This is a genomic window from Faecalibacterium sp. BIOML-A4, assembly GCF_009679665.1.
GTDB lineage: Bacteria > Bacillota > Clostridia > Oscillospirales > Ruminococcaceae > Faecalibacterium > Faecalibacterium taiwanense.
In genome coordinates this window covers 90,256-111,739 of sequence record NZ_WKZG01000017.1, presented here as the reverse complement: position 1 = coordinate 111,739, position 21,484 = coordinate 90,256, and the positions used below count along the sequence as shown (strand labels likewise).

The following is a 21,484-nucleotide window of genomic DNA, read 5'->3' as shown; positions in this document are numbered from 1 at the left end:
CTCTATCATCAATTCTTTTTGACTCTATTACGAGCCCATCTTGTTCCAAATCATCCCGATGGCGTCCAGCCGCTCCATCCGTTCTTCTGTCAGTGCGCCGCAGCTTTTTTCAGGATTCTGGCGGGTATACCGCTGCCGCTTGACCCATTTACCGAGGGCATATCCCTCCGGCGAAACATAGTTGACCGGGACCCTCAGATCCCCGTGGGCTTCAAAATAACGTTTTGCTTCCTGATATCCTTGGTTCCACTGGCGGTCATTGCGATTGCCCCAAACCATGCCAATGCTGTCCAGCCGTGCGATCTGCTGCTTGTAGATGATGGGCGAAATCGTTGGTCGGAACAGGATCACGCCAGAAATGCCTTCTACATGGACGCCCTCGTTAAGCATATCGATACAGAACAGCAGCTTCAGCCGGTCACCGGTGTCCGTTTTGAAGTCCGCAAAGACCTTGTCCAGACCGTCTGCTTGTTCCAAAGCGCGGCGCAGGGCGTCCAGATATTTCTGATTCACATCCTGAATGCCCGGTGTTCGCAGGTTATCTACCCGCGCCTGATACTTTGCAAGTGCTTTCTGGTACTGGTAGACCGTGGTCACATATTTCGGGGCAGGCAAAATACCCATGACGACTGCTTCGCCAAGGGTCATGTTGCTCGCAACACGGCTATCAAAAAGTTCTTCAGCCATGTCACGGTTATTATCCAGATATCGGATGTTTGTTGCCGTCAGCCCCAGAAACTTTGCATCCGGGCATAACTTTAATAAAGCCACCGTGCTTTCGCCCCAACATTCAGCACCAGCACGGTGGGATTCATCGAATATAATATAGGCAGGCTTCTGCGCTGCTATTTCGTCCAGCTGTGCCTGCGTGCAACACATCCGTTTGGCGTAGGTATAAAAGTGAATGTTTGCCAACGGAAAATCCGGGTCGTTCCTTTTCAGGCTTTCCAGCTGGGTCTTGAAGATATATTTACTGGGAGAAAGCCAGATTACAACCTTCTCCGGGTTGTCCTCGATCAGCTTGAACGCAATGTAGCTCTTTCCGGTGCCGGTGGGATGGACAATGGCAGCCTTGCCATACTGTTCCATCATCCGGACTGCCGCACGATACGCTTTCTCATTGTGCTCAAACAGGCGCAATGCCACCTTGTTCACCCCTTTCCGCAATAAAGGGGTATCTCTCATACGGTCAATGGAAGATACCATGTGTTGGACGATCTTGTCATTCTCACTGTTCTATTCTAACATTGAATCGCATGATAGGCAATAGACTTTGGCACTCTTTACCAGAGAAATTTCGGCGATATACTTAATCTTTTTTTGATTTGTTGTCCAATTTGTTCAAAAAATCGGCCACGAATTCGATTTTTAGGCAATTAGTGGTCCATAAGGTGTCAGCAGGAGGATTTGTATGGCAAGACGTGGTGAAAACATTCGGAAACGCAGCGATGGACGATGGGAGGGCCGATATATCAAAGGTCGTTCTGCGGACGGCAAGCCTTGCTGGGGGTATGTATATGGGACAACTTATACCGAAGTACGAGCAATTTCTGCTCGCAAAAAGGCAGAGTGTGGCATTTATAACCTGAATAGTACCGATATTACTTTTTCGGAAATTTCAGAGCAATGGTTATATTCTGTCCGGCAGGGTGTAAAAGAGTCAACTTTCTCGCACTACCAGTATACTCTGCGGCACTATCTCCAGCCTGTTTTCGGGGATTTCAAGATAAACACGTTAAGCGAGCAAATTTTGGAGCAGGGCCTTTTGACCGTGATAACTCCAACCGGTGGAACGCAAAAGCCTTTGGGGCCGTCCATGGCACGGGAGTGTTTATCGATGCTGCGGCGCATCTGCAAGTATGCAGCGCACTTTCATCTCATTCGCCCTTTTGAAATTATGGTAAAACTGCCGCAAAAATCCCACAAAGTACCGCTGCCGTTTACTACAGAAGAACAAAAGAAATTGCAGACGTTTGTAATGGAATCGCCTACGTCCCGGAAAATCGGTCTGCTGCTTGGGTTTCAGTTGGGGCTGCGTATCGGCGAGATCTGCGGACTGAAATGGGGAGATTTTGATTTATCAGAAGGAGTGGTGACGATCCAACGAACAGTGACTCGGATTTCTTGTGGAAATGGCCACACAAAAGTCGTCGTTCAATCTCCCAAGACCCAAAATTCCCATCGTGAGATCCCCCTTCCAAAATCGCTGCTTCGTGTTCTGAAGAAGCTGTCAAAAGATTTCAGCAGCGGAACTTGGTTTCTTTCTGGCAATGAGGAAAAGCCAGTTGAACCTCGATGCTACCGTAAGAGCATTCACGGCTATCTGAAAAAGGCCAGCGTCCATCAGGCGCACCCTCATGCGCTTCGTCATACCTTTGCAACCACCTGCTTGCAAGCGCATTGCGACATTAAAACCTTGAGCGAACTGTTAGGTCATTCAGATGCAGCAGTCACGTTAAAAAAATATGTTCATTCTGATATGAAACGCAAACGACGAGAAATAAATCGTGTTTTCGAAAACTTTTAAGGGGTGATTGGTGGTCACATATCCAAAAAGATTTCGATAAAACGTAGTTTATTGAGTGTTTTCTTCCATTGACCGTATGGAGGATACCTTTTCTTATCTTTCTGTCGGTTGATTTTCGTGTCAAATCTTCGGAATTATCATTTCTGAGTATACGGCGCACCGTACACAAAAACAACCTATTTCCGCTAATATCTACAAAAAAGGAGAACAAACATATGATATTAGCGACCGATGAAGATACAAAAGTAAAAGATGCTGTTGCATTACGTTTCAAAGAGCTTTGCGAGGAACGCAACATAAGTCCCAATGCCCTTGCTGTCCGTTCCGGTGTCACTCCGTCCACCGTTTACAGTATGCTTGATTCCTCCCAGCAGAGCGTCACCGTTCCAACCGTCAAAAAACTGTGTGATGGCCTTGGAATTACGCTTGTAGATTTTTTTAATGCCTCGATTTTCACTGCAATCGATCAGGAAATCCGATAAATAACACATTGACATCGGTTTATGTACCCTATTGGAAATGCACCAGCATTGTACGAAGCCGCTGCTATTTATCAATGCCTGCATTATAGCCCTGACGTTTTTCTTCTTGCCCTATAACATAGAGATTTTTCTCTGTTATTAAAGATGCACCGCGCTTTTTGCGCTCTGCCCGCCTTCCACCATTGAAAGCGAAAGGACAAAAACATGAAAAGGAGAATCATCGAGTACAAACCAAGTCCCGGCAAACAGAACCTGCCCCGCCGACTGCATCCCTGCACTCCGACCCTGTGGCGCAGCTTGTGGCTGCCCCTTTGCTTGGTCGGAGGGCTGGCTTATGTACTTTGATTCTTATGCCACCGGCAAGCGCATCCAGCAACTGCGTAAAGCAAACGGTATGACGCAGGAAGAAATGGCAATCCGACTGAACATCAGCGACCGTCACCTAGGAAGAATTGAGAGAGGTGAATGTGCTGCTTCCATAGATCTCATGGTGGAAGTAGTGGTTCTGCTAAAAGCCAACTTGGATTTTTTGATTATTGGTGTGACTGAAACCCCAAGAGAAAGGGACCTTATCGCACATATCAAAAAACAGAACAAGACGATTCGGATGTTCAAAGACGGGTTGAATACTCTGATAACAGAACTGACTGAAACAGAAATTGCATAAGTTTATCTCCCAGAAGCCGAGAAGCGATTCTCGGCTTCTTTTTTGCGTATTTTTCTGACGCTCCTACGAAAAACAGGACATAGGATGTCCGGTTTCTTTATAAAAAAGACTCATTTTTTCTCAAAAATAGGACGTAATGCGTCCTAAAAAAACATTCAGTTTTCAGGTACACTATGGTCACAGCAAGGGCAACACCCCAGATGGGGAGAAGCCCGAAGTTGGACGCCGTACCTTGAAAACTGAATATCATTCCCTCGGACAAAACAATGAAACTTCCGTAATTCGCGGCCCGGCCATAAAGAAGGCGGGGTGGCTGAAAAGCCAATGAGAGGAAGGGTGCGATCCCCCTCACCGAGGTGTATTCCAACCCCACCGGGCGTCGAGGACAAATAGGGTGGGACACTTAAAACAAAAACTTCAAAGCCCACCACCGGGATTCTTCTGAATCAAGGCAGTGGGCTTTTTCCATACCGAATATTCATTCTGATGACACGGAGGTAATGACTATGAGCCGTACTTTTACCGACGAATCGACCCTGACCACTCTCTGCCCCCGCTGCCTGAATGCCTTTCGGAACACGCGTGGCATCCGTGTCCGCCGTGCAGACCCCTATCAGCTCACCAAGGAACCCTGCACCTACTGCCAGACCAACTTCGGCTACGACTACTACATCCAGCCCACCAGCCCGAAATCCACCTACTTTAAGAAGGGACGGTTCGATGATGAATCTGAATGCGCTTAAGATCGACCCGGAGTTTCAGGGCAAGATTCCGCCGCTGACCTTTGAGGAACTGAACCAGCTCGAAGCCAACATCCTGCGAGATGGCCGTATCATCAATCCCATCATCGTATGGCAGGGCTTGATCGTAGATGGACACAACCGCTACACCATCGCCAAGAAGCACCCGGAGATTCCTTTCACCGTTCACGAGAAAGAGTTCGCCAGCCGCTATGAAGCAATCATCTGGATCTGCAAAAACCAGCTGGGGCGACGCAACCTTACCCCGGAACAGAAGAAATACCTTATCGGTAAGCAGTATGAAGCTGAGAAATGCGCCAACGGCGGTGACAGAAAAAGTCCTGTTGCAAAATCAGGTTACGGAAAGCGTAACCTGATCGGTGCACCCAAAACCTGTTATAAAGTCGCTGCGGAAAGCGGTGTAGGAAGAACGTATGTGATTGAAGCCGAACATTATGCTAAAGGTTTGGACGCTGCCGAAGAAGCTGTACCCGGTACACGGCAGAAAGTGCTTTCCGGCGAAGTCAAACCGACCGCCTCCGAGATTGCGTCCGTTGCCCGTGCCCCTCCCGAAGAACGCCCAGCACTGGTAGCTGAGATTTGTAAACCGAAAAAGCCAAAGCCACAAAAGCCGACCACACCAAAACAGAAAAATCCCCCAGCCGTAGCCGCACCGTTGCCCGATGCCAGTACATCCGATGAAGAAGCGCCTGACGAAGAACCAACGTCCACTCCTGCTCCATCCGAGCCGATCTTTCCACAAAAGGAGAATGAACCGTTGAAAGTTGACCGTCAGCAGATTCTTGAAATCGCAAACAATCGCTACCATGTCAAGCAGCTTGCCAATGGTGCGGCGATGCTTTGTGAGGTATCGGGAGCCGCCAACAGTATGATGCGCCGCTGGGAAAGCGTTTTCCGGGAATATCCCGATATTCTATCCGATGCAGAGAACCGTGCATCCGTAGGACGAACGATTCAGAAATTGAGAGATTACCTGAAAAATTTGGAAGATAAGATGGAGGAACTGCTATGAAGAATATGAACTGTGTCAGCACCATGCCTGAGATCATGCCCGAAATCACGGATGAAGCCATCATCGAAGCCCTTTTCGCTCAGCGGCCTTACGAAGAAAAGGTCATCAACAGTGCCTTTCTCGAAATCCCTGCGGAATATCAGCGCAAGCTGAACATTCCCAATGTCGAAAAGATGTCGGCAGAGTTCACCGAGCTGATTGCCAACCCGCCCAAGGTCAGCTACCGGGACGGTCACTACTTCGTCTTTGACGGTCAGCATACCATCGTGACCCGTCGGGCGATGAACGGCGGGCAGGATCTTCCGATCATCTGCAAAGTGTACGAGGGACTGACAGAGGAAGAAGAAGCCATGCTGTTTTCCCGGCAGACGGGCGTTTCCACGCCGCTGACCGCTGGCGCAGAGCTGCGCGCCGCTTTGGTGGGCAAAGACCCGGAATCTCTCGCATTCGTGAAAGCCACCGAAAGCACAGGTCTGCAGCTTGGTCTGGACAGCTACCGTGCCCCGTGGAAGATCATCTGCATCCGCACGGCTTTCAAGGAGTACAAAGCCTACGGCGCAGACCTCTACAAAGAAGCCCTGACCATGTTGGCAAAGGGCTGGGAGGGTGACCCTGATTCCCTCCGCTCCGGCATCCTGCAGGGCATGGTTCGCTTTGTGGCTCTGTATCAGGGCGAGTATGACCCGGAGCGTCTGGTGAAGCGTCTGCAAGCCATTCACCCTATGACGCTGGTGCGGGATGAGAAATCCCTGAGCGGCACCGTCAGCTACAAGTATATGATGCTGATCCTTCGCACCTACAACGGCTCCAGCCGCCGCTTCAATCTGCCCATCAAGCAGTGATCTTACTTCTTCATGTAGGTCTCCTTTCACATCGCAGAAGCCGTCCGCAGGGGCGGCTTTTGCCTACATAAGCAAAAGGGGGTTGACTGCCACCGTATATGTAACAAAAGACTTTGGTTTTCTCCGGGGCGAGATCTACTTTGCAGACCTTGACCCGCACTATGGTTCTGAGCAGGGAGGTAAACGCCCTGTTATTGTGATACAAAATAATACCGGAAATAAATTTGCACCGACCGTGATCGTGGCTGCTGTGACCTCAAAAGTCACCAAAAAGCCAAACCAGCCCACCCATGTTCTCATTGAACGAAATCCAGCGTTTTCAAGACCCTCTATGGTGCTGCTGGAGCAGATCTTCACCATTGATAAAGAACGCATCCAGCGGCTCCTGGGGCAGACTACGCCGGACGAAATGTACCAGATCAACGAAGCCCTGATGAACAGTCTGGATCTGAACGGAGGTCGATAATATCAACAAAAACGCCTACTCTCCCCCTTCCCCCGCTGTTCCTCCCGATGTTTTCAGCATCGATGCAACTGCACTGAAGCTGATTTCTATTTTATTTGACAACAACCTGATCTCTGCTGAGGTCTATCATCAGGTCCTTAGCAGATATTCTGCGTAATGTCAAGGATGTCGCTGACACCGGCGACATCCTACATATTCCCTTCGCAATCTTCTATACTACGGGCAAAGGAGGTACAGCGATATGAACATCACACAAAGAATGTACTTTGGGCAATTCCCATTGGACAAAGACCGTGATCGCCGCGTTGTCTTTTACGGTCGTGTTTCCACCCAGCATGAAGCGCAGGTCGATGCGCTTGGCAATCAGATGCAATGGTACGATGACCAGCTTCGGTATCATCCCAACTGGCAGGTCGTTGACCGCTACATCGACGAGGGCATCACCGGAACCTCCGCCAAAAAGCGCCCGGCCTTTATGAAAATGATTTCCGATGCCAAGTGCGGAAAATTCGACCTGATCGTTACGCGTGAGGTCTGCCGCTTTGCCCGCAACACCGTCGATACCCTTCAGCTCACCCGTGAACTCCGTAATTTCGGCGTAGAGGTCTTTTTCGTATCCGACAACATCTGGACGATGGACGGCGATGGCAAACTCCGGCTTTCCATCATGGCAACCATGGCGCAGGAGGAAAGCCGCAAGATCTCAGAGCGTGTTCTTGCTGGGCAGAAGATAAGTCGGCAGAACGGTGTGCTTTACGGCAGCGGCAACATCATCGGCTATGACCGGGACAAGGTCAACCGTACATACGTTATCAACGAGGAACAGGCTGCAACCATACGGATGGTTTTCACGCTCTATTCGCAGGGCTACGGGGAAAAGGCGATCGTCACTGAACTTTCCCGGCTGGGCCGCAAGGATGGGCACGGAAACGTCAGTTGGTCCTGTACAAAGATCAGCCGTATCCTTCGTAACGCAACGTATATGGGCTATGTCTGCTACAACAAGTCCAAGGTCAACAACTATCTTGAAAAGAAGCGCATCAACAATCTGGACGAAACTTCCTTCGTCTATGTAAAAGGCAACTTCGAACCCATCGTATCAGAAGCCCTCTGGCATGAATGTGAGCGCATCCGTAAAAGCCGTATTGTCAATCTGCGTCTTCCTGATGGAGAAACACGACGCAAGGGCATTGACAGCACCAAATATTTATGGGTCGCAAAACTTCGTTGCCGCTGCGGTTCTTCCTACCGCATTTTCAACTGGCGTAAACTGAAGGACGGAACGCCGGTCTTTGGCTACCAATGCAATATGCGAACCGTCAATCCGACCCGTTCCTTCGTTCTGGAGCACAACATGACCCAGCAGCTCAGTTGTGATGCCATTTCCATCCCGGAGTGGAAGCTGGAACTGATGGCGAAGAAGATCTTTGAAAAGGTCTGGGGCGATCAGAACAAAGCCATCCTTCGTGCCTGCAAGATGATCGAAAGCTGCCAGAACGGAAAAGCCGCCACACGAATGTCCGCTGCACCGATTCAGGGCCAGATCGAAAAAATCAAAAAACGCAAGCTGAACTACGCTGCCATGCGTGCAGACGGCGAACTGCCACGAGAAGAATATCAAACCCTCTGCAAACAGGCAGATGACGAGATTGCACACTTGGAGCAAGAGCTGAAAGCCCTCTCCCCTGTACCTGAACCACAGACGGTTTCTTCGGACATGAAAGCGATCTACGATTTTCTCTCTCAGAAGGTCGATGTGCACGGTGCCCGTCTTGCTCCCGAATTGATCGACCAGTTCGTTGAAGTGGTCACCCCCATTGCCGATTACTCCTACCGCTGGAAGCTGAACACCGGTTGCAAGAAGTCCAAAGAGGAGCGCACCGGTCTGGTGGCTGTGTCGGAAAAGCCCATCCTCACCTTCACCATCGACTTTGAAACCGCCAAACGTTACCGGGAAGCCAACAAGATGCCCCACCAGTTCCGCCGTGCAGCGTGGACCGACCTGACTGTGGAGGTGTATCTGTGATGCTTCTGGAAAGCAGCCCTGTGTTAAACGCAATTCACCTCATACGTGAGCAAATAAATAAGGCCCACCGCCAAAATTGACGGTGAGCCTTATTTTATGCTTGATTTTTAACGATAATTCGCTATAAAATTCTTATGCTCTCGGGTTTTTAATAGCAGCCTGAGCAGCAGCCAGACGTGCGATAGGCACACGGAAGGGAGAGCAGCTGACGTAGTCCAGACCGACATTGTGGCAGAACTCCACGCTCGTGGGGTCGCCGCCGTGCTCGCCGCAGATACCCAGACCCAGATCGGGACGGGTCTCGCGGCCGTCGTGGGCAGCCATCTTGACCAGCTTGCCAACGCCGATCTGATCCAGATGCTGGAACGGATCGCTCTCGTAGATCTTGTTCTCGTAGTATGCGCCCAGGAACTTGGCGGCATCATCACGGCTGAAGCCGAAGGTCATCTGGGTCAGGTCGTTGGTGCCGAAGCTGAAGAACTCGGCTTCCTTGGCGATCTCGCCGGCAGTCAGGGCTGCACGGGGGATCTCGATCATGGTACCGACCTGATACTTCATCTCAACGCCTGCAGAAGCGATCAGCTCGTCTGCGACCTTGACCACAACGTCCTTGACGAACTTCAGCTCCTTGACCTCGCCGACCAGCGGGATCATGATGTGCGGGGTGATCATGTAGCCGGTCTCAGCAGAGACGTTCAGAGCAGCCTTGATCACAGCGCGGGTCTGCATCGCAGCGATCTCAGGGTAGGTAACAGCCAGACGGCAGCCACGGTGACCCATCATGGGGTTGAACTCGTGCAGAGAAGTAACCACGTTCTTCAGATCATCGAAGGTCATGCCCATATCGGCAGCCAGCTCCTTGATGTCCTCGTCCTTGGTGGGCAGGAACTCGTGCAGAGGCGGATCCAGATAACGAATGGTCATCGGGCGCTCACCCATGATGCGGTACATGGCCTCGAAGTCACCCTGCTGGAACGGCTCGACCTTGGCCAGAGCAGCTTCGCGCTCTTCCACGGTACGTGCGCAGATCATCTCACGCACAGCCTTGATGCGATCCTCTGCGAAGAACATGTGCTCGGTACGGCACAGGCCGATGCCCTCAGCACCCAGATCCACTGCCTGCTGTGCGTCGCGCGGGTTATCAGCGTTGGTCATGACCAGCAGCTGACGAGCAGCGTCTGCCCAGCCCATGAAGCGGTTGAAGTTCTTATTGCCGGTAGCGGCCACGGTAGCGACCTGCTCGCCGTAGATGTTGCCGGTAGAGCCGTCGATGGAGATCCAGTCGCCCTCGGCGAACTTGTGGCCGTTGATTTCGAAGGTCTTTGCTTCCTCGTCGATCTTGACCTCGTTGTCATTGCCGCAGCCGGAGACACAGCAGGTGCCCATACCACGGGCAACAACAGCTGCGTGGCTGGTCATGCCGCCGCGGACGGTCAGGATGCCCTGAGAAACCTGCATGCCCACGATATCCTCGGGGCTGGTCTCCAGACGAACCAGAACGACCTTCTTCATCTTGCCGGACTTGACCATCTCCTCTGCCTCTTCAGCAGTAAAGACGATCTGGCCGCAGGCAGAACCGGGAGAAGCTGCCAGACCCTTGCCGACGACCTCGGCGGCCTTCAGGGCAGCGGCGTCGAACTGGGGATGCAGCAGGGTATCCAGCTGCTTGGGCTCCACGCGCAGGACAGCTTCCTGCTCGGTGATCATGCCCTCGTCCACCAGATCACATGCGATCTGCAGAGCAGCCTGAGCGGTACGCTTGCCGTTACGGGTCTGCAGCATGTACAGATGGCCGTCCTCGATGGTGAACTCCATATCCTGCATATCGCGGAAGTAGTTCTCCAGACGGGTAGCGATCTCGACAAACTGATCGTACACCTCAGGCATCTGATCCTTCAGGTGGCTGATGGGAGAAGGAGTGCGCACGCCGGCCACAACGTCCTCGCCCTGTGCATTGATCAGGTACTCGCCCATCAGCTTCTTAGCGCCGGTGGCGGGGTCACGGGTGAATGCAACGCCGGTGCCGGAGCGGTCGCCGGAGTTGCCGAATGCCATCTGCTGCACGTTGACAGCGGTGCCCCACTCGTAGGGGATCTCGTTCATCTTACGATAGACATTTGCGCGGGGGTTGTCCCAGCTGCGGAAGACGGCCTTGACAGCCTCGATCAGCTGATCACGGGGATCCTGCGGGAAGGGACGGCCTTCGTTCTCCTCGTAGATCTTCTTGAAGGTGCCGACCAGTTCCTTCAGGTCATCAGCAGTCAGGTCCACGTCGTTCTTGACGCCCTTGGCTTCCTTCATCTTGTCGATCTCGACCTCGAACAGGCTCTTCGGGACCATCATAACGACGTCCGCGAACATCTGCACAAAGCGGCGGTAGCAGTCGTATGCAAAACGGGCGTTGCCGGTCTTCTTTGCCAGACCTTCAACAGCCTCGTCGTTCAGGCCCAGGTTCAGGATGGTGTCCATCATGCCGGGCATGGACTGACGTGCGCCGGAACGGACGGAGACCAGCAGGGGGTTCTGGTTATCGCCGAACTTCTTGCCGGTGATCTCTTCCAGACCCTTGAGGTGCTCAAAGATATCAGCAGTGATCTCGTCATTGATCTGACGGCCGTCTGCATAATACTGGGTGCAGGCGTCGGTGGTGATGGTGAAACCCTGCGGCACCGGCATACCGGCTGCGGTCATTTCTGCCAGACCAGCACCCTTGCCGCCCAGAGTATTCTTCATGGTGACTTTGTCGCCGCCGAAAGCATCATTGCCTTCGCTGAAGTAGTACAGATACTTTTTGCTCATGCGTTGTTTACCTCCCATTCGTGACTGCAGCACAGCCGCACCGCAGTCTCATCGTTTGCCTTGTCTTAAAAACTCGACCGATGAACATTGTTTGTGAATGCTAAACTATTATACCAGAAAATCCATTCCTTTCCACCATGCAAAATCCCGAATTTGTCTGTTATTTTTTATGCAAATCCCTTGAAATTTGCCAAGTTTTAAGGTAGTATAGAATGGGAGAAAGTTCGAGAGGTTTTTCGTTTTCTGATGCGGATTATCCGTCTGTTGGATACAACTTTCTATCCCTGTAATTTCAGCTTTTTCTTTTTTGTCGGCGCAAAGCTTCTGTTGTATCCATCTTTGGATATGGATGCATCATTTTTCCGGGTCGGGCCTTATCATCCACCCGCCGGGAGCCGCCGTGCCGGAAGGGAGATCTATCGTATGGAAAATTCTGTTTCTTCTGCTGCGCTGAATGCAGCGCGTGAGCAGCTGGATGCCGCCGAAGCCGCCCGCGAGGTCATTCTGCTGCAGCACATCGCAAACGGCGTGATCATCGACAGCCGCACCGTGCAGATCGCACCGGACGTGGTCATCGCCCCGGGTGCCGTCATTCTGGCCGGTACCATCCTGCGCGGCAGAACGGTCATCGGTGCGGGCTGCATCATCGGTCCCAACACCCTCATTGAGGACAGCATCGTAGACGAGGGCAGCACCGTCAACGCCAGTCAGGTATACAGCAGCCACATCGGCCCTCACAACAACATCGGCCCCTTCACCCATGTGCGGGTGAACACCGTCACCGACTACGGCGTGCATCTGGGTGCATACGTGGAGACCAAGAACTCCAACTTTGCCCGGGGCAACACGGTGAGCCACCTGACCTATATCGGCGACAGCGATGTGGGCAAGTACTGCAACTTCGGCTGCGGCACCGTCACCTGCAACTACGACGGCAAGGATAAGTTCCGCACCCAGATCGGCGATTACTGCTTCATCGGCTGCAACACGAACCTTGTGGCCCCCGTGAAGGTGGGCAATGGTGCCTATACCGCCGCCGGCAGCACCATCACCAAGGACGTGCCCGCACAGGCACTGGGCATCGCCCGGGAGCGCCAGACCAATCTGGAGGGCTGGGCAGAGCCCAAGATGGAAGCCTACATTGCCAAAAAAAAGAAGCTGGAAGACGAGCAGAGCAAGTAAGCTGTCCGTTTTTCGCGTACAGACCGCTGCACAGGATGGCCCTGCGCGGCGGTTTTTGTTTGCAGGTGCATCTTTTTCGCTTATAATGTATATCTTTTTACACGCGCGTATGTTATACTTAGGACTTGCATCGGACAATTTATCACAAAAAGGAAAATATAACACTCATGAATACAAATGACATCTGGCTGATTGCCGGTCTTGGCAACCCGGAAACAAAATACGACGGCACCCGCCACAATGCGGGCTATGCCGCGCTGGACTATCTGGCCGACAAGTGGGGCATTTCGGTCAGCAAAACCAAATTTGAAGGCCTGTGGGGTCAGGGCGAAGTGGACGGCCACAAGGTGGTGCTGCTCAAGCCCCTGACCTACATGAACCTTTCGGGCGACTCCATCGCCCCCACGGCGGGCTTTTTCAAGATTCCTGCCGACCACGTCATCGTTCTGTGCGACGATATCACCCAGAACCCCGGCAAGCTGCGCATCCGGCCCTCCGGCTCCGCAGGCGGACATAACGGCCTGAAGAGCATCATCGTCCGCTTGGGCGGGGAGAACTTCCCCCGCATCCGCATCGGCGTGGGTGCCAAGCCCCACCCGGACTACGACCTTGCCGCGTGGGTGCTGGGCAAGTTCCCGGCAGAGGATGCCAAGGCTCTGAGCAGCCGCTACCCCGACCTTGAGGCCGCCGCAAAGCTCATCATGGACGGCAAGCTGAGTCTGGCACAAAGCAAGTATAACGGGTAAGAGCCCCATTTAAAACGCCCTCCGCTTGCGCTCTGGGCATTTTCAGCGGAATTTTATTTTTATTGTTTGTGTTTGTCGCGGCCTGCGGGCCGCTCCAAACACATTTTCACCGAGTGGGGCAGCACTGGCAAGCTGCATTTATGTTCTTTGATGCATTTTGAGGTCACGCCCCCTCTCGTGAAAAAGCAGCAGAGAAAAGCCTGCGGGCTTTTCTCTGCTGCAAATAAAAAATAATCATTCCTCTGCCATTGCCAAAGCGCAACAGCGACGACCGCCGCCAGTGGCGGAAACAGGGAGGAGTTGTTGGGGCAGCGGCCAGCAAGATGCGAGCGCCGCTCAAGGCGTGAAGCAGATGCTGGGTGCCGCAACCCGTCTGCGGCGGCAATTTCAAATCGTCATCCCAGCAGGAAAGGAGGTTTTTTCATGTACGAAGCCTTACTCAAGGCCACACCGGAATATCAGAAGATCGCGGCCAGCTTTGCAAAGCCTGGTCCTGCCGCGCTGTTCGGTCTGCCGCCCGCAGGCCGTGCCCTGCTGTACGCCGCGCTGCAAAAAGACCTTGGCCGGGTGCTGTGCATCGTGACCCCCGGCGAGGCCGAGGCCACCCACTTTGCGGACGACCTCAAGGCACTGGGGCTTGCCGCTGCGGTGTTCCCGCCCCGGGACTTTATGCTGCGCCCAGTGGAGGGCGCGGGCCGCGAGTACGAGTACCGCCGCCTTTCGGTGCTGGGCTCCCTTGCAGGCGGGCGGCTGAATGCGGTCTGCGTGCCCGCCGAAGCGCTGTTGCAGTACACCGTGCCCCGGGATGAGTTTTTGAAAAACACCCTCACCCTCAAGCCCGGCATGGTGTACAACCGTGAGGGGCTTGTGGCCCGGCTGTTCGCCGCCGGGTATGTGCGGCGCAGTCAGGTGGACGGCCCGGGACAGTTCAGTGTGCGCGGCGATATCGTGGATATCTATGCGCCGGATATGCGCCAGCCTGCCCGCGTGGAGTACTGGGACGACGAGATCGATTCCATTTCTTCCTTCGACCTGCTCACCCAGCGGCGGGACAGCGCACTGGAAAAGATCTATCTTTCCCCTGCCCGCGAGGTGCTGTTCGGCGATACCGCCGAGACTGCCGAGGCCCTGCGTTCCGCCATCAAAAAGGCACGCGGCCGGCACCGCACCGCACTGGAAAAGGCCACGGAAGCCGACCTTGCTCAGCTGGACTCCGGCCTGATGCCGGAAGCCATGGATAAATACTACGGCCTGCGCTATCCGAGCCCGGCCACCCTGCTGGATCATCTGGACACACCGCTGTTCATTCTGGACGAGGTGGGCGGCATCCGGGATGCCCAGAAGGCCACCGAGTTCCGTCGCAGCGAAGAGCTGACCGGCCTGTTGGAAGAGGGTGTGCTCTGCCCCGGGCTGGATGTACTCTACCAGACCATGGACGACCTTGCCGCTGCCTCCCAGAAGCAGAGCACCCTGCTGTGCGAGAACTTCCTGCGCGGCATGAACGAATTTAAGCTGAAAGACCTCATCAACGCCGAGGCCTTTGCCGCCCCCAACTGGAACGGCGACCTTGTCTCCCTGCGAGAAGACCTTGACCCGCTCATTGCGCAGGGCTATGCCGTCACCCTGTTTTCCGGAACGCCCAAGGGTGCCGCCGCCCTCACCCGCGACCTTGCCGACAAGGGCTACTCCGTGAGCATGAGCCGGGATGTGCGGCCCACAAAAGGCATCGTACAGGTGCTGCCGGGCCATCTGACCGCCGGGTGCACCTTTCCGTTTGCCCATGCGGCGGTGCTGTCCAGCCGCAGGCACGGTCTGGAGGAAGAGACCTCCGCCGAGACCAAGAAGCGCAAAAAGAACAAGAACGCTCTTTCCAGCCTTTCGGACATCAAGCCCGGGGACTATGTGGTGCACCAGAGCCACGGCATCGGCATGTATGCGGGCATCCAGCGGCTGGAAGTGCAGGGTGCCACGAAAGATTACCTGAAGGTGCAGTACTCCGGCTCGGACGTGCTGTATGTTCCGGTGACCCAGCTGGACCTGCTGAGCCGCTACACCGCCCCCGGCGACGAGGAAAAGGTAAAGCTGGCAAAGCTGGGCGGTGCCGAGTGGCAACGCACCCGCGCCAAGGTAAAAAAAGCCACCGAGGAGATGGCGCAGGAACTGATCGAGCTCTACGCCCGCCGCCGTCAGGCCACGGGCTATGCCTTCCCGCCGGACGGCGACTGGCAGCGGGACTTTGAGACCCGCTTTGACTACGACGAGACCGACGACCAGCTGAACGCCACCGCCGAGATCAAGCAGGACATGGAAAAGGGCTGGCCCATGGACCGCCTGCTGTGCGGCGACGTGGGCGTGGGCAAGACCGAAGTGGCCCTGCGCGCCGCCTTCAAGTGCGTGATGGGCGGCAAGCAGTGCGCCATCCTTGCCCCCACCACCCTGCTGGCGTGGCAGCACTACAACACCATTCTTTCCCGCATGGAAGCTTTTCCCGTAAAGGTGGAGATGATGTCCCGCTTCCGCACCGCAAAACAGCAGAAGGAGACCCTCCGGGGCCTGCAGTCGGGCAGTGTGGACATCGTGGTGGGCACCCACCGGCTGCTGTCCAAGGACGTGAAGTTCCATGACCTCGGCCTTGTCATCATCGATGAAGAGCAGCGCTTCGGTGTGAAGCACAAGGAAAAGCTCAAGGAGAACTTCATCGGGGTGGACATGCTCACCCTGTCGGCCACTCCCATCCCCCGCACGCTGAACATGGCCATGAGCGGCATCCGGGACCTTTCCACCATCGAGCAGCCGCCCATCGAGCGGCAGCCCGTGGAGACCTTTGTGCTGGAATACAACGACGTGATCCTTGCCGAAGCCATGAAGAAGGAGCTTGCCCGGGGCGGGCAGGTGTACTACCTGCACAACCGGGTGGACAACATCGAAGCCTGCGCCGCCCATGTGAGCAAGCTGGTGCCCGGCGCACGCATCGGCATTGCCCACGGCAAGATGACCGAGGAAGAGCTGAACCCCGTGTGGCAGCATCTGCTGAACGGCGAGATCGATATTCTGGTGTGCACCACCCTCATCGAGACCGGCATCGACGTGCGCAACTGCAACACCCTCATCATCGAGGATGCCGACCGCATGGGCCTTGCCCAGCTGTACCAGATCAGAGGCCGGGTGGGCCGCTCCGGCCGCAAGGCCTATGCCTACTTCACCTTCCGGCGGGACAAGACCCTGACCGATATCGCCCAGAAGCGGCTCTCCGCTATCCGGGAGTTCACGGCCTTCGGCTCCGGCTTCCGCATCGCCATGCGGGATCTGCAGATCCGGGGTGCGGGCAGTCTTCTGGGCCACAGCCAGCACGGCCACATGGAGGCCGTGGGCTACGACCTCTACGTGAAGATGCTGGGGCAGGCCATCGCCCGGGCCAAGGGCGAACCTGTCCGGCGGGACAAGAGCGAATGCCTTGTGGACCTGCGGGTGGATGCCTTCATCCCGGAGAAATATATCGCAGACGGCCCGGGCCGCATTGAAGCTTATAAACGCATTGCCGCCATCCAGACGGCAGAGGATGCCGCCGATGTGCTGGACGAGCTCATCGACCGCTACGGGGACCCGCCGCCCTCGGTGAGCGATCTGGTGAACGTGTCGCTGGTACGCGTGCAGGCCAGCACTGTGGGCGTGACCGAAGTGACCCAGAAAAAGGACACCCTCACCCTGCAGCTGGAAAGTCTGGAGCTGCCCATGATCCGGGGCCTGCTGGTAGCCTTCAATGGCCGCGTCACCGCCGGTGCAGGCAACCGGCCCTATCTCTCGGTCACGCTGCAGCCCGACGAAAAGCCGCTGGAGCTGCTGCAAAGCATCCTCAAGGCGATGGCAGAGATCCTTGCCTCCGCCGAGCAAAAATAAACATCATAGGAGCATTGCCATGAAAAAGAAACTTCTCGCGCTGATCTGCGCACTTGCACTGGTGTTCAGCCTTGTGGGCTGCACCATTTCCGCCCCGGACGCCGTGGGCAGCATCGGTGATTTTGAGATCACCTCCGGCATGTATCTGCTGGCACAGTACAGTGCTTACCAGCAGGCCGCCCAGCTTGCCGGCACCGATCAGGACACCACCGACGTAAAAGCCTTCCTGAAAGAGACCATCACCACCGACTCTGACAGCGGCGAGACCGCAGTTGTGAGCGACTATGTGGCCCAGAAAACACAGGAAACGTTGGAAACGCTGGCCGCTGTGGATGCCCGCTTCAAGGCGCTGGGCGGTGAGCTGACTGCAGAGCAGCTTTCCACTGCCGACCGTTATGCCCAGCAGATGATGGACCAGTACGGCGACACCTACACCGCCAACGGCATTGGTCTGGAGACCGTCAAGGCATATGAACGTCTGCAGGTGGAGCACACCGCCCTGCTGGATATGGTCTACGGCCCGGACGGCGAGACCCCAGTGGAGGACGACGAGCTGACCAGCCATCTGGACGACAGCATGTATGAGATCTGCTACATCAGCATCCCGCTGTACAATACCAGCACCTACGCCTTTGCGGACGATGACCAGAAGGCCGAGATGCTCAAGCTGGCACAGGCCGCTGCCGACAGTGTCAACGCCGCAGGCGGCGAGACGGTCTCGGATCAGGTGAGTGCCCTGCATGAGGCCGCACAGAATGCCCTGCCGGACATCTACGCTGTGCTGGACGGCAAAACTTCCGACGACAGCGCCAGCGTCCAGACCGAGCTGCTGACCGAGAGCGATGTTGCTTCGGCCTTTACGCAGGACGGTGCTGCCGATGCTCTGCGCAGCCTTTCCTACGGCGAGGCCGCTGCCGTGCAGATCAACAGCAACACCCTGCTCCTGATGGTGCGTGTAGACCCGCTGAGCGTTTCTTCGCTGGACGACCTGCGCAGCCAGATCCTGAGCGATATGAAGGGCGGCGAGCTGGACGACGCACTGGCCGCAGGCGGTGCAGAGCTGGCACACGATCTGGACAGCTCTGCCATGAACAAACTGCCCGCCAAAAAGATCGTGAACAACAGCGCCAACAGCTGAGAGCTGCTGTAACATAAAACTCCCTCAGTCATCGCTGCGCGATGACTGAGGGAGTTTTTTCTTTCACCGCGTCACTTTTGCGAACTCTGCGGCAAGGGCAGCATTCACCGAGCGGACGGCATTGGCATCCGGCTTGATCTCGGCCCGGTCATAGGTAAACAGACCGTTCACCTCATCTTCCACATCCGTCAGCTGGGTGTACACCAGCGCCGAGAGGCCTTTTTTGAGCTGCGGCAGCACCGTGCCCAATTGCAGCTTTTTGCAGCGGGCGGTCAGGTCTGCGCGGCTCTTGGCCGTGCCGTAGCCGTAGGTTTTGCCCGGTGCTTCGTGCCCCGGCATGGGCCATGCAATGCCGCCGTATTCACTCAGGGCCACGGTACGGCTTCCGGGCTTTACATGCAGCGGATAGAAATAGTTGTGGATGGAGCACACATCTCCGCCGCCCTGATCATACCAACCGCTGGCCTCGTCCACAAGGCGGGTATCGTCCAGCGTGCGGATGGCCTGCACTGCCCCGGCCGCATCAAACTGGCCCCAGCCTTCGTTGAAGGGCACCCAGCAGCCGATGCACGGATGGCAGCGCAGGGCTTCCACGGTGGCTTGCAGCTCTTTGCGGTATGTTTCCCGGCTGGATGCTTTTCCGCGGCTCAGCAGGCCCCAGAGCGGCTCTGCGTCGGGCAGGCGGCGCACAAGGGGCTGCAGCACATTGGTCAGGTAGGTGACGAACCACAGGTTGTATCTGCTGCCGCCGTTCACCATGTCCTGCCAGACCACAAGGCCGAGCCTGTCGCAGTGGTAGTACCAGCGCTGCGGCTCGATCTTGGCGTGCTTGCGCAGCAGGTTGAATCCCAGCGCTTTCACCTCGCTCAGCTCCCGCTCCACCGCCGCATCGGAAGGCGGGGTATACAGGCCCTGCGGCCAGTAGCCCTGATCCAGCAGGCCGTTGAGCAGGATGGGCTTTCCGTTCAGGCAGAAGCGCAGCACGCCCCGCGCATCCGGCTCACAGCTCCACTTGCGCAGGGCAAAGTAGCTGTGCACGGTGTCGAACTGCTCCTCCCCTCCCTGCGTGGTGCCCACGGTCAGGTCATACAAAAACGGGGTATCCGGGCTCCACGGAAAGAAATGTTCCTCCGGGATGTTCAGCGTCACCTCGCCGTCCCGGTCCGCTTCGTCGCTGCCCCAGTCCTCGGCAATGGTCACGCCCCCGGCCCGCACCACGGCCCACAGGTTCACTGCACCTCCGGGCATGGAAGTATGGGCTTTCACGGTCACGGTGCGGGCATCGTAGTCCGGCGTGACCGTGAGCGACTGGATGTAGTTTTCCGGCACACGCTCCATCCAGACCGTCTGCCAGATGCCGCTCTGGGCCGGATAGAACATGCCGCCGGGCTTCAGGGTCTGCTTGCCCCGGGCCTGCGTGCCGCTGTCCGTGGGGTCCTGCACGGCCACCCACAGGCTGTTGCGGCCCGTATCGTTGAGCTGGGCGGTGACATCCAGCGTGAAGGGCCAGTAGCCGCCCCGATGGCCGCCCACCAGATGGCCGTTCACCTGCACCGCACAGGCATCGTCCACCGCGCCGAAGTGCAGCAGCACCCGGCCCCCTTCTCCCGGAGGGGGAGCAAAGGTGCAGTGGTAGTGCAGCCACTGGCCGGGCTGCAGGGTGCGGCCCACGCCGGAGGCCTTTGTTTCCGGAGAGTAGGGCACCAGAATGCTGCCGTCCCACGCAGCGGGGTATTCTGCTGTCTGAGTAATGGCGTACTTCCACAGGCCGTTCAGGTTCTCATAGCTGTCCCGGCGCATGGCCGGGCGAGGATATTCCGGGAGTGGGTGCATGGTTTCACCGCCTTTGATTTGTTGGTTTCATTCTAGCACAGGGCGGGTGGCTTGTATAGACTGAGCAGCAACGATTTGGAATTGCCGCCGCGTTCGCTTTGGACGAGTTGTGGCACCCAGCGTCTGCTGGCCACGGCCCCACGCGATTACGCTCTGCACCGGAAGCATTTTCCACATACAAAAAGACCACATACAAAAAGGCTACATACAAAAAAGCCACATACAAAAAGGCTACTGCACCAAATGGCGCAGCAGCCTTTATTTTTGCAATGATAAAACAGAAAACCAGAAGTCAGAGCTTACTCTTCGTCCTCGCCCTCATCCTCGTCATCTTCGTCATCATCGTCCTCTTTCGGCTTATAGAAGATGCCGCTCAGGAGGATGCTGATGAAGTACAGCAGCACCATGGGGCCGGCCACCATGCACTGAGACACGATATCCGGCGGGGTGACAACGGCCGCGATGAAGAAGATGATCACGATGGCAACGCCGCGTACCTGCTTGAGCAGCTGCGGGTTGATAATGCCCATCTTGGACAGGATGATGGTGATCAGAGGCATCTCAAACACGCAGCCAAAAATGATGAACATGGTCAAGCAGAGGTTGACATAGCTCTCGATACTGGTGGTGGTCTGGATGTACTCGGCACCCTCGATGCCGGTGCTGAGGAAACGCAGCATGAAGGGCATCATGAGCTTGTAGGCGAACAGCACGCCCACGCAGAACAGGATAAGGCCCAGCAGCATGACCAGCTTGAAGAAGGTGCTCTCGCTCCGTTTCAGACCCGGCCTTGCAAATGCATAGATGTGGTAGAACGCCACCGGCACAGTGACCACCACGCCTGCCAGAATGGAGACGCGGAAATACTGCATCAGCTTTTCCTGCGGGGCAATGGAAACAAACTCGTAATAGTCGCGGCCCATGGCAGTGAGCAGATCGATCAGACGGTCGGCGTATGCCAGCGAAACCACAACACCCACCACGAACACCACCGCGCAGATGATCAGCCTGTTCCGCAGTTCTTTCAGATGGCCGGTCAGCGTCATGCTGCCGTCCTCTGCCATGACTTCGGCTTTTTTCTTTTTGCGCTTAACGTTCGTAGCCAC

Annotated in this window: 16 protein-coding genes; 12 read left to right on the top strand and 4 right to left on the bottom strand. The window is 55.7% G+C overall.

Translation table 11 applies throughout. The features are described from left to right. Nucleotides 1-27 precede the first annotated feature (27 nt). Nucleotides 28-1,146: a Helicase associated domain protein gene (locus tag GKG34_RS15925; protein WP_347563459.1), complete on the bottom strand. Its 1,119-nt coding sequence runs from the start codon at nucleotides 1,144-1,146 to the stop codon at nucleotides 28-30. A 265-nt stretch (nucleotides 1,147-1,411) separates the two neighbouring features. Here GKG34_RS15925 and GKG34_RS12185 point away from each other — a divergent pair, with 265 nt between their 5' ends. From GKG34_RS12185 to GKG34_RS12150, 8 genes are all read left to right on the top strand, one after another. Then, nucleotides 1,412-2,527, top strand: a complete 1,116-nt coding sequence (locus tag GKG34_RS12185) for a site-specific integrase (RefSeq protein ID WP_044953261.1) — start codon at nucleotides 1,412-1,414, stop codon at nucleotides 2,525-2,527. A gap of 215 nt (nucleotides 2,528-2,742) precedes the next feature. Continuing rightward, a complete protein-coding gene (locus tag GKG34_RS12180) occupies nucleotides 2,743-3,009 on the top strand; it encodes a helix-turn-helix transcriptional regulator (protein ID WP_005937808.1) in 267 nt (88 codons plus the stop codon). A gap of 334 nt (nucleotides 3,010-3,343) precedes the next feature. After that, a complete protein-coding gene (locus GKG34_RS12175) occupies nucleotides 3,344-3,676 on the top strand; it encodes a helix-turn-helix transcriptional regulator (RefSeq protein WP_005937813.1) in 333 nt (110 codons plus the stop codon). 506 nt (nucleotides 3,677-4,182) lie between these two features. Further along, the gene (locus GKG34_RS12170) at nucleotides 4,183-4,419 is read left to right on the top strand and encodes a hypothetical protein (protein ID WP_005937818.1); all 237 of its coding nucleotides are present in this window, start codon (nucleotides 4,183-4,185) and stop codon (nucleotides 4,417-4,419) included. Then, nucleotides 4,397-5,449 carry a hypothetical protein gene (locus GKG34_RS12165; protein ID WP_005937820.1) on the top strand — a complete coding sequence of 351 codons (1,053 nt, stop codon included), beginning with the start codon at nucleotides 4,397-4,399 and terminating at the stop codon, nucleotides 5,447-5,449. The genes GKG34_RS12170 and GKG34_RS12165 overlap by 23 nt, the downstream gene beginning before the upstream one ends. After that, a complete protein-coding gene (locus tag GKG34_RS12160) occupies nucleotides 5,446-6,291 on the top strand; it encodes a DUF6551 family protein (protein WP_005937822.1) in 846 nt (281 codons plus the stop codon). Before GKG34_RS12165 ends, GKG34_RS12160 begins: the two co-directional genes overlap by 4 nt. Nucleotides 6,292-6,373: 82 nt before the next feature. Then, the gene (locus tag GKG34_RS12155) at nucleotides 6,374-6,757 is read left to right on the top strand and encodes a type II toxin-antitoxin system PemK/MazF family toxin (RefSeq protein WP_005937824.1); all 384 of its coding nucleotides are present in this window, start codon (nucleotides 6,374-6,376) and stop codon (nucleotides 6,755-6,757) included. A 241-nt stretch (nucleotides 6,758-6,998) separates the two neighbouring features. Further along, nucleotides 6,999-8,783 (top strand): recombinase family protein, encoded by a 1,785-nt coding sequence (locus tag GKG34_RS12150; protein WP_005937826.1) that lies wholly within the window; start codon nucleotides 6,999-7,001, stop codon nucleotides 8,781-8,783. A 132-nt stretch (nucleotides 8,784-8,915) separates the two neighbouring features. Here GKG34_RS12150 and ppdK read toward each other — a convergent pair whose 3' ends face one another. After that, the gene (gene ppdK / locus GKG34_RS12145; RefSeq protein ID WP_154256358.1) at nucleotides 8,916-11,582 is read right to left on the bottom strand and encodes a pyruvate, phosphate dikinase; all 2,667 of its coding nucleotides are present in this window, start codon (nucleotides 11,580-11,582) and stop codon (nucleotides 8,916-8,918) included. 423 nt (nucleotides 11,583-12,005) lie between these two features. Between ppdK and GKG34_RS12140 the strand changes: the two genes are divergently transcribed. The 4 genes from GKG34_RS12140 (at nucleotide 12,006) to GKG34_RS12125 (ending at nucleotide 18,545) form a co-directional block, all read left to right on the top strand. Beyond that, complete coding sequence (locus GKG34_RS12140) at nucleotides 12,006-12,764, top strand: UDP-N-acetylglucosamine diphosphorylase (protein WP_154256356.1); 759 nt, start codon at nucleotides 12,006-12,008, stop codon at nucleotides 12,762-12,764. A gap of 167 nt (nucleotides 12,765-12,931) precedes the next feature. Beyond that, on the top strand, nucleotides 12,932-13,510 hold the full coding sequence (gene pth, locus GKG34_RS12135; protein ID WP_154256354.1) for an aminoacyl-tRNA hydrolase: 579 nt from the start codon (nucleotides 12,932-12,934) through the stop codon (nucleotides 13,508-13,510). A gap of 423 nt (nucleotides 13,511-13,933) precedes the next feature. Further along, a complete protein-coding gene (gene mfd / locus GKG34_RS12130) occupies nucleotides 13,934-17,407 on the top strand; it encodes a transcription-repair coupling factor (protein ID WP_154256352.1) in 3,474 nt (1,157 codons plus the stop codon). A 19-nt stretch (nucleotides 17,408-17,426) separates the two neighbouring features. Then, nucleotides 17,427-18,545 (top strand): foldase, encoded by a 1,119-nt coding sequence (locus GKG34_RS12125; RefSeq protein ID WP_154256350.1) that lies wholly within the window; start codon nucleotides 17,427-17,429, stop codon nucleotides 18,543-18,545. Between the two features lie 63 nt (nucleotides 18,546-18,608). Here GKG34_RS12125 and GKG34_RS12120 read toward each other — a convergent pair whose 3' ends face one another. Together GKG34_RS12120 and tatC are read right to left on the bottom strand one after the other, a co-directional pair. After that, complete coding sequence (locus tag GKG34_RS12120) at nucleotides 18,609-20,378, bottom strand: sugar-binding domain-containing protein (protein ID WP_154256348.1); 1,770 nt, start codon at nucleotides 20,376-20,378, stop codon at nucleotides 18,609-18,611. A 299-nt stretch (nucleotides 20,379-20,677) separates the two neighbouring features. Beyond that, nucleotides 20,678-21,484: a twin-arginine translocase subunit TatC gene (gene tatC, locus GKG34_RS12115; protein WP_120079805.1), complete on the bottom strand. Its 807-nt coding sequence runs from the start codon at nucleotides 21,482-21,484 to the stop codon at nucleotides 20,678-20,680.

Coding starts and splice junctions, on each gene's coding strand:
- GKG34_RS12185 (WP_044953261.1), top strand. CDS start 1,412: ATGGCAAGACGTGGTGAAAACATTCGGAAACGCAGCGATGGACGATGG.
- GKG34_RS12180 (WP_005937808.1), top strand. CDS start 2,743: ATGATATTAGCGACCGATGAAGATACAAAAGTAAAAGATGCTGTTGCA.
- GKG34_RS12175 (WP_005937813.1), top strand. CDS start 3,344: ATGTACTTTGATTCTTATGCCACCGGCAAGCGCATCCAGCAACTGCGT.
- GKG34_RS12170 (WP_005937818.1), top strand. CDS start 4,183: ATGAGCCGTACTTTTACCGACGAATCGACCCTGACCACTCTCTGCCCC.
- GKG34_RS12165 (WP_005937820.1), top strand. CDS start 4,397: ATGATGAATCTGAATGCGCTTAAGATCGACCCGGAGTTTCAGGGCAAG.
- GKG34_RS12160 (WP_005937822.1), top strand. CDS start 5,446: ATGAAGAATATGAACTGTGTCAGCACCATGCCTGAGATCATGCCCGAA.
- GKG34_RS12150 (WP_005937826.1), top strand. CDS start 6,999: ATGAACATCACACAAAGAATGTACTTTGGGCAATTCCCATTGGACAAA.
- ppdK (WP_154256358.1), bottom strand. CDS start 11,582: ATGAGCAAAAAGTATCTGTACTACTTCAGCGAAGGCAATGATGCTTTC.
- GKG34_RS12140 (WP_154256356.1), top strand. CDS start 12,006: ATGGAAAATTCTGTTTCTTCTGCTGCGCTGAATGCAGCGCGTGAGCAG.
- pth (WP_154256354.1), top strand. CDS start 12,932: ATGAATACAAATGACATCTGGCTGATTGCCGGTCTTGGCAACCCGGAA.
- mfd (WP_154256352.1), top strand. CDS start 13,934: ATGTACGAAGCCTTACTCAAGGCCACACCGGAATATCAGAAGATCGCG.
- GKG34_RS12125 (WP_154256350.1), top strand. CDS start 17,427: ATGAAAAAGAAACTTCTCGCGCTGATCTGCGCACTTGCACTGGTGTTC.
- GKG34_RS12120 (WP_154256348.1), bottom strand. CDS start 20,378: ATGCACCCACTCCCGGAATATCCTCGCCCGGCCATGCGCCGGGACAGC.